The 12,296-nt window shown below is 44.2% G+C and carries 13 protein-coding genes; 6 read left to right on the top strand and 7 right to left on the bottom strand.

What is annotated here, in order from left to right:
* Both E7Z59_RS14385 and meaB read right to left on the bottom strand, forming a co-directional pair.
* Complete coding sequence (locus E7Z59_RS14385; protein WP_136337056.1) at positions 1-714, bottom strand: glycosyltransferase family 2 protein; 714 nt, start codon at positions 712-714, stop codon at positions 1-3.
* A 44-nt stretch (positions 715-758) separates the two neighbouring features.
* Positions 759-1,811: a methylmalonyl Co-A mutase-associated GTPase MeaB gene (gene meaB / locus E7Z59_RS14390; RefSeq protein ID WP_136337057.1), complete on the bottom strand. Its 1,053-nt coding sequence runs from the start codon at positions 1,809-1,811 to the stop codon at positions 759-761.
* 108 nt (positions 1,812-1,919) lie between these two features.
* Between meaB and E7Z59_RS14395 the strand changes: the two genes are divergently transcribed.
* Entirely contained in the window at positions 1,920-2,345 is a 426-nt protein-coding gene (locus E7Z59_RS14395; RefSeq protein WP_136337058.1) for an organic hydroperoxide resistance protein, read from the top strand.
* Between the two features lie 21 nt (positions 2,346-2,366).
* On the opposite strand, the gene E7Z59_RS14400 is transcribed toward E7Z59_RS14395, so the two are convergent.
* Positions 2,367-3,320 (bottom strand): aldose epimerase family protein, encoded by a 954-nt coding sequence (locus tag E7Z59_RS14400; protein WP_168731314.1) that lies wholly within the window; start codon positions 3,318-3,320, stop codon positions 2,367-2,369.
* Between the two features lie 107 nt (positions 3,321-3,427).
* Here E7Z59_RS14400 and E7Z59_RS14405 point away from each other — a divergent pair, with 107 nt between their 5' ends.
* Genes E7Z59_RS14405 through E7Z59_RS14415 form a run of 3 tightly spaced genes read left to right on the top strand, consistent with a single transcriptional unit; the run spans position 3,428 to position 6,048 of the window.
* The gene (locus E7Z59_RS14405) at positions 3,428-3,976 is read left to right on the top strand and encodes an RNA polymerase sigma factor (RefSeq protein WP_136337060.1); all 549 of its coding nucleotides are present in this window, start codon (positions 3,428-3,430) and stop codon (positions 3,974-3,976) included.
* Positions 3,960-4,556 (top strand): Mce/MlaD family protein, encoded by a 597-nt coding sequence (locus E7Z59_RS14410; RefSeq protein ID WP_136337061.1) that lies wholly within the window; start codon positions 3,960-3,962, stop codon positions 4,554-4,556. Before E7Z59_RS14405 ends, E7Z59_RS14410 begins: the two co-directional genes overlap by 17 nt.
* Positions 4,537-6,048 carry a hypothetical protein gene (locus E7Z59_RS14415; RefSeq protein WP_143969386.1) on the top strand — a complete coding sequence of 504 codons (1,512 nt, stop codon included), beginning with the start codon at positions 4,537-4,539 and terminating at the stop codon, positions 6,046-6,048. Before E7Z59_RS14410 ends, E7Z59_RS14415 begins: the two co-directional genes overlap by 20 nt.
* Here the strand turns inward: E7Z59_RS14415 and msrA are convergent.
* On the bottom strand, positions 6,045-6,731 hold the full coding sequence (gene msrA / locus E7Z59_RS14420; RefSeq protein WP_136337063.1) for a peptide-methionine (S)-S-oxide reductase MsrA: 687 nt from the start codon (positions 6,729-6,731) through the stop codon (positions 6,045-6,047). The two genes, E7Z59_RS14415 and msrA, sit on opposite strands and share 4 nt — an antisense overlap.
* A 163-nt stretch (positions 6,732-6,894) precedes the next feature.
* Positions 6,895-7,236 (bottom strand): DUF6249 domain-containing protein, encoded by a 342-nt coding sequence (locus E7Z59_RS14425; protein WP_136337064.1) that lies wholly within the window; start codon positions 7,234-7,236, stop codon positions 6,895-6,897.
* 151 nt (positions 7,237-7,387) lie between these two features.
* Here E7Z59_RS14425 and E7Z59_RS14430 point away from each other — a divergent pair, with 151 nt between their 5' ends.
* Together E7Z59_RS14430 and E7Z59_RS14435 are read left to right on the top strand one after the other, a co-directional pair.
* Positions 7,388-7,963 (top strand): RNA polymerase sigma factor, encoded by a 576-nt coding sequence (locus tag E7Z59_RS14430; protein WP_136337065.1) that lies wholly within the window; start codon positions 7,388-7,390, stop codon positions 7,961-7,963.
* Positions 7,960-8,343 (top strand): hypothetical protein, encoded by a 384-nt coding sequence (locus E7Z59_RS14435; protein WP_136337066.1) that lies wholly within the window; start codon positions 7,960-7,962, stop codon positions 8,341-8,343. Before E7Z59_RS14430 ends, E7Z59_RS14435 begins: the two co-directional genes overlap by 4 nt.
* Positions 8,344-8,398: 55 nt before the next feature.
* Here the strand turns inward: E7Z59_RS14435 and E7Z59_RS14440 are convergent, their stop codons facing one another.
* Positions 8,399-10,921, bottom strand: a complete 2,523-nt coding sequence (locus E7Z59_RS14440) for a M14 metallopeptidase family protein (protein WP_136337067.1) — start codon at positions 10,919-10,921, stop codon at positions 8,399-8,401.
* Positions 10,922-11,000: 79 nt separating this feature from the next.
* Complete coding sequence (locus E7Z59_RS14445; RefSeq protein WP_136337068.1) at positions 11,001-12,266, bottom strand: sterol desaturase family protein; 1,266 nt, start codon at positions 12,264-12,266, stop codon at positions 11,001-11,003.
* Positions 12,267-12,296: the final 30 nt, after the last annotated feature.

Here is a 12,296-nt window from a genome sequence, read left to right on the forward strand (position 1 = left end):
TTAACTCTTCTTGGCTATTTGGTAGTTGATATACTTTTTCTTCATCCACAAATATGCAAAACAGTCCATTAAAGGCCCCAATAACCTGTTCCATAGTCCGTATTTTGCCGTTCCTGCTATCCGGGGGAAGTGTTGTACCGGAACCTGTTTGATTCTTCCGTTCTGAAGCAGGATCATGGCAGGTAAAAACCGGTGCAACCCATTAAACATCGGAATTCTCTTGGCGTAATCAGTTCGGATAACCTTCAGGGGGCATCCCGTATCGTCCATCCCATCATGGGTAAAGGCCCTGCGAATACCATTGGCTATGGTTGACGACATATTCTTCACAAACGAGTCCTGACGATTTGACCTTACACCAGTAACAAGCTCGTGATCTTTGATCTCTGAAAGCAGTAGGTTGAAATCTTCAGGGGCCGTTTGCAGATCAGAATCGATATAACCGGTAAGTGGTGTTTCAATGTGGTCAAAGCCCGCTTTAATAGCGGCGCTCAGGCCTCTGTTTTCTTTAAAAAGCAGGTATTCAAAATCTTCATTGCGCTCACAGATCCGTTCTATCAGGTCCTGACTATTGTCTTTTGAACCATCGTTAACAAATAAGATCCGTGTTTTTTTGTCAGCCACCTTGAGGTATGAAGACAGCTTTTCCTCCACTCTCAGAAGGTTGTCTTCTTCATTGTATACGGGTACAATAATGGTGAATTCGTAGTTCATTCAGGGCGTTTAAAATTTTTGCAAATGTAGCGTATTTCAACCGATTAACGGCTTAGGTCTAACAAAATATGTGCAGCCGTGATAGGCGATGTTTGATGTGTTTCCACCAGTCTCAGTTGTTCTTCCAGTGCTGCTTTAACAGCAGGGTCCTGGTAAAATCGAAGCTTGAGTTGCTCGTCGATGGTCTGCAAAACCCATTGTCTGTTTTGTCCGGCTCGCTTTGATTGTAACCACCCGCTCTTTTGGTTCTCTTCCACGTATTTCCTGATCAGATCCCAGACCTCGGTGATACCTTCATGCTTAAGTGCAGAGGTGGTGAGCACTTCAGGAGTCCATCCGTTGTCTTTTGGAGGAAAAAGGTGAAGGGCTCTTTTAAATTCTACTCTTGCTTTTTGTGCCCTTTTAAGGTTATCGCCATCGGCTTTATTGATCACCACCCCATCGGCCATTTCCATGATACCTCTTTTGATTCCCTGTAATTCATCTCCCGCGCCGGCAAGTTTTAACAGGAGAAAAAAATCGACCATGGAGTGTACTGCGGTCTCACTTTGACCAACCCCCACGGTTTCTATAATGATCACATCAAACCCTGCGGCCTCACATAAAATGATGGCTTCCCTGGTTTTTCGTGCCACTCCCCCCAGAGAATCACCTGCAGGGGAGGGGCGAATAAAGGCATTACTTTCCAGCACCAATTGCTGCATCCGGGTCTTGTCGCCCAGAATACTACCGCCGGAAACACCACTTGTAGGGTCTACTGCAAGAACGGCTACCCGATGCCCCTGCTCTGTAAGGTGTTTGCCAAGGCTTTCGATAAACGTACTTTTTCCTACCCCGGGAACCCCTGTAATTCCTATTCTGACAGTTCCTGTAGCAGCCCCGATACATTTTTCAATGATCAACCTTGCTTTTTCCCGGTGTTCATTATTCCTGCTTTCAATAAGTGTAATACCCCTGCTCAAGGCTACACGGTCACCCTCCTTAATTTTACGGGCCAGCTCTTCGGGGTTGGCTGCAGCTTTTCGCAGTTGACGAATACGGGCTATGGCTTCCCGGTTGGTGTTGAAATCATCTGCATTAGATGGGGTTTTGTCCATAACAAAGAGTGAATATTAACAAGGATGTTTTCAAAATTTACAACAAATTTAATAATTCGTTCATAGCCCGCTCGGGACAATCACGTATCTTAATGCAAAACTTTATTTATGGATACTTTATATGAAGCAACTGCCACCACTACAGGTGGTCGGGCCGGCCATGTACAAAGCAGTGATGGACTCATCGATATGAAACTGGAGCTTCCGGAAGAACTGGGAGGAAAAGGTGGCGATTATACCAACCCTGAACAACTTTTTGCGGCGGGATACTCGGCTTGTTTTGGCAGTGCGCTTGACGCAGTAGCTAAAATGCATAAGGTAAAACTTGAAAACCCTGAGGTTACGGCAACCATAGGTATAGGAAGGCATCCTGAAGAAGATGGCTTTCTACTCAATGCGGTTCTTGATGTGTATTTACCCGGGATTGATCTTGAAACTGCCGAGATGCTCGTGGAAGAGGCTCATGAGTTATGTCCTTATTCCCGCGCCACGCGTGACAATATTGATGTAACCCTGAATCTTCTGGAAGATTAATAATAGGGTTCCCAGCAACCACTATATCAGGTCAAAATCCAGAGTAATGCTGTTTGAGTAAACATCTCCGGGTTCAAGCACTGATGACGGAAAATGGGTTTGATTAGGGGCGTCCGGGAAATTTTGAGGCTCCAGGCAGATAGCAGGAAAAGCAGCCGGAGTAATGTTCCTGAACTGCTCTTCGCCCAGATCAGCTGGGGTAAAGATCACCACCCCCGGTTGATTAGTGGTTAATGTCATAGAAATGCCTGTTTCCTGAGAAAAGATCTTAGCCCTGCGGTGACCCTTACTAAAGGCATATACATGATCCAGGGAAATGTGTTTAAGTACATCTCCCAGGCGTATGTCTTTCCGGAGATCGTAAGGGGTAGCCTGTAAATCTGTGAACTTACCGGTAGGTACTTTCAGGGAATCTGTTTCCAGTAATTTATCGGCAGTCACCTTTATCTTATGGTCAACAATGCTGCCACCGCCGTTAAGGTTATAGTAATTATGATTGGTCAGGTTCAGGTGGGTGGTACGATCGGTTTTACCCCGGTAATGAATAAGGAGGGAATTGCCTTTTAATGTGTATTGCGCTTCAATCTCCAGGTTTCCGGGATAACCGCCCTCCAAATGTGCACTATGTATGGTATATATAATGTAAGGCTCTTCGCCATGATGAATTTCCTTTAATGTCCATGGTTTAAATGCCAGGGAGGCACCTCCTCCATGAAGATGAACGGGGCCGTCAGAATCCAGGATATACCGTTGGCCTTTCAGCTCAAAACCATGATCGGCTATACGCCCTGCGAAACGTCCGCAGGTGGCACCCATGAAGAATGGATTTCCTTTATATTTTTCTCCATTGGAATAACCATAAATAAGATTGCGGGTGACGTGGCTTTTATCGTTCATATATAAGGCGGTCATACTTGCTCCGTAAGGAGAGGTATGAAGTTCCAATACCCTATTTTTGATGCTGTATGCTCTCAAAAAATTATAAATTTTAATAAAGATGAAACTTTTTTGCAACGCCCGCTAAACAGCATCGTCTTTATAGTGTACAACAAATGTAATCAACCAGGAAGAAATCAACCGGAATGTTTCAATCAGATCTGATCGAGAAATGTCGCAGAAACGATCGTAGGGCACAAATGCAGCTATACGACAAGTATTGTGATGCTATGTATGCGGTCTCTATGCGATATCTCAAAGATGGTGAAGACGCCAAGGATGTGACCCAGGAGGCTTTTATCAAAGCCTTCCGGAACCTGGGGCAATTTCGTGGTGAGGTAACATTCGGAGCCTGGTTAAAACGCATTGTGATCAATAAGAGTATCGATTTTTTAAAATCAAGAGCCGGCTATCATGAATCTCTCGATGAAGGATATTTACAGGTGGCCGATGAGGAAGGGGAAGATTGGACGGTAGACGATTCAGTCTCCGTGACACAGATCAAAGACGTCATGGAGACCCTTTCAGAAAAGTACAGGTATGTGCTGATGCTTTATCTGATAGAAGGGTATGATCACCAGGAGATCTCAGAGATCCTGAACATCACTGAAAATACCTCCCGAACCCAGCTTTTAAGAGGGAAACGAAAATTAAAAGACCGATTAAAACATTTACAACATGGCACAGGATATTAGAGAATTATTAAAAAATGACTCCGGAAAACAACGGGAGTCCATGCCTGCAGGTCATCGTGAAGATTTTAAAAACCTGCTCGATCAGGAAATGCCTCAAACCGGAAACAACATTTCAATGTTCTGGTTACGCATTGCGGCAGGGTTCTTCTTTCTTCTAGCGGTTGGAACCTTTGTGTTTTACCAACAAGGAGGTAGCGGCCCTGAAGTGAATGATGGTTTTGTGAGTACACCTACTCAGCAAGAGGAAAGCGTGAAGGAGATCACCCTTGGTGACCTGTCTCCCGACCTGAGTAAGATCGAACAGTATTACACGGCCAATATTAATATGGAGCTTGCTTCCCTGGAAATGAATGATGAAACCAGTCAGCTGGTAGATGGGTATATGAACCGATTGTCTGAACTCAACGATGAGTATAAACGCCTTACCGACGAGCTGAATGAAATCGGCCCGAACCAGCAAACCGTAGATGCCCTGATTGATAATCTTCAACTGAGATTGGATTTGTTGTACAGACTAAAAGATCAGTTAAAAGAACTTAAAGAGAACAAAAATGAAAATTTTGAATTACAAACCGTTTAATATCACTTTAGTCCTGGCATTGATGTGCAGTGCAATTCTGCAGGCGCAAACCCAGACCAAGCGCTATAGTGAGAAGTTTAATGTGGATGAAGATGTTGAGGTTGCGGTGAATACTACCTATACCGACCTGATCTTCGAGACCTGGAGTCGCGATCAGGTAGAAGTGGAGGCCATTATTGAGGTGGAAGGTATTACAGAAGAAGAGGCGGAACGCCTTTTTAAAAAATGGAATTTTAATGCCCTAGGCAATAGTGATAAGATCACTGTTTCTACCGGTTCGGGTTTTCATTTCAGAGAAAATGACAGGATGGCCTTTGCTACCACCATTCCCGGGAATGACTTTAGTTTCAATTACCAGATTGAAGTACCCGATGTAGATATGATCTTTGAAGCGCTTCCGCAGGAAATAGTTATTCCACCTATCCCGCCATTACCACCAATGCCCGGTAATATGAAGTCGTTCCAATTTGATTATGATGCCTATAAAGCGGATGGAGAGGCTTATATGAAAGAGTGGAAAAAGCAATTTGAAAAGAACTTTGACGAAGAATACATGAAAGCTTACGAAGAGTGGGGAAAACAGGTCAAGGAGTTCTACGGGCAGGAAGAGAAGCAACGCGCTGAAATGGATAAGAATCGCGCGGAGATGGAGAAGGAGCGTGCAAAAATGCTTGCGGAGCGTCAAAAGATGAAAGAAGAGATACGCAAGGAACTCGAGGAAAATCGTGCTGAAACCCGCATTATGCTGGAAAAGGTCAGGGAAGAGGCCAGACGGGCCAGTCGTGAGGCGAGAGAAGCGGCAAAAGTATATGGCTACCGCGTTCAACCGGGATCTGATGCCAAGATCTTTTTCTATGAAAATGACGGGATGCCAAAGAATCTGAAGATCAAAAAGACCATCAGGATCAAAGCCCCGAAGGGTGCCCGTCTGAAACTTGACGTTCGCCACGGGGAAATAAAACTGGCAGAAAATTATAAGGATATCAATGCAACCTTGTCTTACACAAGGTTGCATGCCCCTTTAGTTGATGGGAAGGATACCAGGATCAAGGCTTCGTATTCTCCTATGAAGGTAGATTACTGGAAAGAAGGAGCATTACATGTTAACTATGCCAAGGCATTAGAGCTTAAAAAGGTTCAGAATATTAATCTGTCGTCTAAATCTTCAAATGTGGTGGTTAAAGAGCTCGATGGTAATGCGATCATCAACGGTAGTTTCGGCGATCTGATCATAGAGAAGGTGAATGAGAATTTCAGCTCTCTTGATATCGTTCTGGAAAATTCAGATGCTGTACTGGTTCTTCCTTCAGGGGCCTTTGACTTCTATACCAGGGCCACCCAATCCCGTATCAGTACCCCTGCAACCTTACACCTTAAAGTCAATGAGCTGTATAACACTAAACAGATCAAAGGCTATAACAAGTCAAAGGGCAGTGGGCGTATCATTAATATTATTGCCAACTACAGCACCGTGAATCTTAAGGGAATTTAGTGAATTCCGTCTTTTAGGAGTTCCGGGTATTTATTCTGAAACCTTTTTAAACGAGGAATGGAAACATTCCTGACATAAGGGTTGTCAGGATTTCTTTTTTCATAATCCTGGTGATAGTCTTCTGCCTCCCAGAATTTCTTGATCTCTTTTATCTCTGTTACTATGGGCTTATCAAAATAGTTGCCATCTTCCAGTTTGGTAATATAGTCCTGTATGATCTTTCGTTCTTCAGGGGTGCTGTAAAAGGTAATAGACCGGTATTGCGCCCCTTTATCAGGTCCCTGCTGATTCAGGGTGGTGGGGTCATGGGAGCCGAAAAATACCTGGACCAGGGTCCCGAAACTTACTTCTTCCGGGTCGTAATATACCTTTACAGATTCTGCATGCGTAGTGCGACCATAACTAACGGCTTCATAGGTCGGGTTCTCTTCTTTTCCTCCGGCATACCCTGAAACAGCCTCCTTAACCCCTTTAACACTTTCAAAGATGGCTTCGACACACCAAAAACAACCACTGGCAAAATAGGCGGTTTTATATTGGGAGAGATCTTGCGTTTCTTTTTTAAGAACAGTGGCAGCGAGTGGGTCATTTTCTGTGTCAGCTTCCTTCTTTTTGGTTGCCGACTGGCAGGAAGAAATGGTGAAGAAGGCAAAAATACCTAATAATACGGATGATGATTTCATAGGATGGTTTTTTCAATAGGTCTGAAAGAATTTACTTTCCTTACAGTTCCATTATTTAAGATACATAAAACGATCATGAGGTGGAGGTTGCTCTGCATAAAAAGAAACACCATCCTTCCGAAGAAGAATGGTGCTTAAAAGAATTCGTCAGGGTTGCTGTAAATTAATCCAGCTTTTGCGACATTTTGAATCCTGCAAAAAGGCCTGCTCCGGCAAGGGTGAAAATGGTGCCCGGAAAGGCGATATTCTCATCTACCCCCAGGTTGTAATGAAGCATGCCGGCAATAAAGATGCCCAATCCTATTCCAAACAGGATCATAGCCAGGTTCAGGATAAGGACCTTCCAAATGGGGGAGGTGGTTTTTTTATTGCTGTAAAATATAGAGGCGTCGGCTCCCTTATCTATAAGTGCCAGGCGTTCTTTATGCCTGGAAGAGATAAAGAGGTAGATCACTCCGAAAACAACCCCGAACATGATTGGTAAAATAATGACTTCAGATCCCATAATAAATTAATTAAGATTACTATATTTTATTGATTAATGAATACATTCACCCATAGGACGACACCTTGAAGAAGGCGGTTACATTTTTTTCGAAAAAATATTTTTAGAGTTTTATGTAACCCGGTTAAAGGTATTGTCGTCTTAAGGCTACATGACCAACCTAAACGAAAACCTAATCATCAACAACGTTCTGGCGGGAGACAAGGATGCCTTTGCAATTCTTGTAGACCGCTACCAGGATATGGCGTATACCATTGCCGTTCGTATTCTCCATGATCCTGATGAGGCAGCAGATGTGGTGCAGGAGTCTTTTATTAAGAGTTATGAGGTGTTAGATAGTTTTCGGGGTGATGCCAAGTTTTCCTCCTGGATCTACCGTATCGTGTACCGTAAGGCCCTTGACAGGCTAAAGTCGATCAAGCGAAGACGAACAGATGCGATTGATCCTGTAAAAGAAGGGACTATGATGGCAGAAGATGCTGAAAATGCCTTTCAGCAATTAATGAAGGCAGAACGCAGGGAAATGGTAAAGAATGCGATTTCCCAATTGAAGCCCGACGAACAGACCTTGATCCTGCTTTATTATTTCGAAGAATCTTCGATCAAGGAGATCACTGAAGTGCTGGGTTTAGGTATGGAAAATGTCAAGGTGAAATTATTTAGAACACGAAAAAAGTTGTTCCACTTATTAAAGGGACAGGTTGATCATATAAAAGTTGAATCATGAGTACACAGGAAGAAAAAGAAATGGATGATTTTATCAGGAAGATGGTGGTAGATACCGGCCTTGAAAAGCCTTCTCCAGATCTGAAAAGTTCTATTATGAAGGGGCTTAAAAAGAAATACTCCGGCGTAGTGTACAGATCGTTGATCTCCAAAAAAGGCTGGGGGCTTATGTTTATCTCGCTCGCAGCATATATTGCCTTTGCGTTCTATAACCCTTTCGGAGTAGAATCCATCGGGGTCGACCTTTTTCCCTGGGATCTCAGCGGGCTGTTTGGGCAATCTTCAACGGTTACCTTATCTGCCATCGGTATCTTTGGTTTTATGATGGTTATCCAGGTGCTACTCTTAAAACGAATGTTAGACCAGGATTTTAAGAAATAAACATAAAAGAGAAAAGGGCCGTAAAGGCCCTTTTTTGTTATTAATAGCAAGACTATTATTGAGGTACCTGAATATGCGCTCCAAAAAAGAGGGCGTTCAGGAATAACTTATTGGTGCCGTACCAGGATCCTCTGAAATTAGGATTGTCTGCAAAAAGGATCACCCTGCCACTTCCGACCTTTGTAGTGACTATAGAGGCTGCATTTTTCATGAATTCATTAAGGTTTTTATCCGTAATAAATCCATCAATATGCGGGTCGTCCGTATATTTTGCAACGGTGGAAAACTGATTTTTTGATGGCTGTAACCATACCGAATTGTTCTTGTAAACCGGCAGCTTCTCGTCGGTATAACCAAAGGCAACAGGGTGTGTGAGGTCCAGGTCTACCTCAAATATACCGCCACCGACCTCGCTCTTACCAAGTTCTTCCCTGGCTGTAATATAGGGCAGTCGGTCTGAAGTTTCTGTTGTATCTTTTTTCTCAACCAGTTTTTCTGAGATCACCTTATTCTTGATCAGCCAGGAAACGGCTGTTCCACTGGCAATAAGGGTATTTCCTTTAGAGATCCAATTTTTGAGTTTGGCAACAGCAGCGCTGTCGAGGGTATTGTAACCGCCGGAAACCATTACCATAGTTTTGTAGTCTTGAAGGGATGCTCCTTCAAAATTACGTGTGGGAATCTTGGTGATGGGCATATGTACTCTTTGATCAAGAAGATGCCATACTTCTCCGGCCTCATAAGAGCTGACACCATGCTCTACCAACATGAAGGGTTTGGGAGGTGTCATAGGGTTCACGTAGCCGCTTCCCAGGTCAATACCCTTACCGCGGTGATATCCTGTGGCTACACTTTGTACAGGAACCTTAAACTGGGTGGCCCCGGCTTTCATGATCTCAAAGAGTTGATCCGTGTTAATTTCCTGTTTGCTAACCGGTATCATTAACGTACCCGGTGCAAAGGAGGTCGCATTACCATTTATTTCAGTGGTGAAACCTTTGAAAGCGGCCGCTACCCTTACCTTATTTTCCTGAAGGAAATTCAGGAAGGCCGGACTGTTGTAATCACTCCAGTTAACCAGGTAAGCATAGGAGGAAGGACCGAAATCGGGAATACTGACAACAGATTCACTATCGGTGATCTCTCTTCCCGGATTGATACGTCCCTTTACAGCTTCATAGTCGGCATTATAGAAGTTGGCTAAAGACCAGGCTGAGGCATCGTAATATACGCTGTCACGATATTCGTTATAGGTTTCGAAAACAGACTGCACCATTCGGTATTGTTCCTGGGCTGTAGGTACAAGGTAAGAACCATCATTCTGCTCATAAACTTTGATCTTGTGCAGGAGAAGTTTGTCCAGAAAGGCCTGGAGCCGGTTCTGATCATTATTTATCTCAAAGCGATACCCGTTGATACCACTTTTTCTGGCATTGTCGACCCCGGATTCGAAGAATCGTTTCTGATAGTCCTGGAGGTAGGTTCGGTTTTCAACCGCAGCCTTGACAGTGGTCATACTCGATACAAACTGATTTCTAATGGTAAAAGGAAAGGTAACCTTACCCATGTCAGTTTCCTGAACATGGCCCCTGGAGCTGGCCTGCTCAAAAAGCAGTCCAAGGCCTCCCTGAAGGTCAGGGTAAGAGGATCCGTATCCGGGATAGGTCCCGTCAAAAACTTCTCCGGTAAAATAAAGCGAACCTATAGAGTCCAGTGAGGTTGCAAAATAGTCGCCAAACAGGTTGTTGAGGTCTTCATAATTTTCTTTAGGCATGATGGGGTCTTTAGAGCCATTGGCCTTCATGGGTTCAAAAAAATAGGTGCTTTGCGTACCCATTTCGTGAAAATCGGTCACTACATGAGGGTACCACTGGTGGTACCAGTTAAGTTTTCCGCGACTTTCCGGATGCACTGCTAAAAACCAGTCTCTGTTAAGATCAAACCAATAGTGATTGGTACGCCCGCGAGGCCAGGTCTCGTTGTGTTCAATATCCTGCGGATCTGCCACCAAAGGACTGCCCTTAAAGCTGTTGGCCCATTGCGTATGCCGGTCTCTGCCATCAGGATTAATGGTGGGGTCTACAAAGATCACAGCGTGATCACGGTATGCTGCGATCTCAGGATGTTCTGATGCAACCAGGGTATATGCCGATAATAAAGCTGCTTCTGAGCTGGAGGGCTCATTACCGTGTACATTGTAGCCGAGGTTGATGAAAACAGGCTGGGTGTCTTGTGCCGGAACTTCTCCGTTCTTAATGGCCAGGTGCTGCGTTCTTATCGATTCAAGATTGTTGAGGTTTTCTGCTGTGCTGATTCTTAATATCACCAACGACCTGCCCTCATAGGTCTTTCCATATTCTTCCAGTTCTGCCCGGTCAGATAATGTAGCCAGGGTTTTTAAATAGGCAACGATCATATCGTGACGGGTGTGTTGCTCTCCGATACCATAACCTAAAAAGCTTTCGGGTGAAGGAATATTTTGGTCAAAAGGCTGGTATTTTTCCAGAAAGTATTCCTGTGCAGATAGGGGGGCAATGGCTCCTAAGAGAAGCATGGCCATAACTAAGAATTTTCTCATAAAAAAGTCAGGTATTATTTATAGACGGACAAGATAAATAATTCCTTCGCCAAGTGAAAATCAGAAAGTGTCTAATGAATTAAGCCAGTCGCGCCGTCTTATTTTTCCATTCCAGCGCACTGAAGTAATAGGTGGAAACAATAGTGAACATAAAATACAACAGCATGATAGCATTAGCCCAGGGCAGGAATTCCTCCATACCGAACCAGCTTCCCGTAAGCAGGATGAACAGGATGCCACCCGCAGACCGCAAGTATTCGATCCATGGAGCATAGGAATGTCCGTCCATCAGGCTGGAATAGCCAAAGATACCTGCAAACACAAAAAAACCGAAAAGCAGTAATCCGTTGAAACCGATCTCCGCATAATTGTAAAACATGAAGAGCATTAGGCAGGTACTAAAGATCAATTGAAAAACAGCGTAGCTTTTCAAAAGGAAAGAGGCTTGCGGGTTGTATTTCTTAAAATTGTATACATCTTCAATGATGCTGTAAGGGTATTTTTCTTTTACATCTTCCGGTCTCCACCCGGTAGGCATGATCCAAATCCTTAATTTGTCGAACCAGCTGCGTGTTCTCCATGCATCTTTCAGGAGTCTCCAGAAATGTTGGAAATTTATGATCACGGGGTTCCAGGTAGCTGCAGGTTTGAGAACACCGTATACGGGTGGTACCTCTTTCAATTCTTCCTGGAAAGTGCCGAACATTCGATCCCAGATGCAGAAGATCTGTCCTAAATTCTTGTCGATGTACTCCGGATTGATGGCGTGGTGTACACGGTGTTGAGACGGAGTTACAATAATATATTCAAGCCATCCCATTTTGCCGATATGTTTGGTGTGATACCAGAACTGTAGAAATAATTGCAGGGGAGCCAAAATGGCGATCACCTCTGAAGGTACGCCCAGCAGCGCTGCCGGAATTAATAAAAGCGGGAAATAACCAAAAATATTAGAGATCGATTGTCGTAAGGCACAGGCCAGGTTAAATTCTTCGCTGCTGTGATGGATCACATGCTGATTCCAGAAAATATTCACTTTGTGACTAAGACGGTGATTCCAGTATCCTGCAAAATCAATAGCTATGAACCCAAGGGCGTAGACCATCCAGGTTGACTCGATCTCCATCAGAGCGAGATGCTCCAGGAGGAAGGGGTACGACACCAGGACCACTGCAAGACCGAGGGAATCCTTGATAATATTGGTGAGTCCGGAGCTTAGGCTGGAAACCGTATCCATGACGGTGTGGGTCTGTTTCCCACTGAGATGGCCGTACAGGATCTCAAAAAGAACCAGGCCAATAAAAAACGGAATGGCGTAAAGCAGGGCGGTGGCATAGGTTTCCATAGATAGCGATGCGTTGTTTCTTCTTTATTA

It is taken from the genome of Robertkochia marina, from assembly GCF_004799345.1.
Classification (GTDB): Bacteria; Bacteroidota; Bacteroidia; order Flavobacteriales; family Flavobacteriaceae; genus Robertkochia; species Robertkochia marina.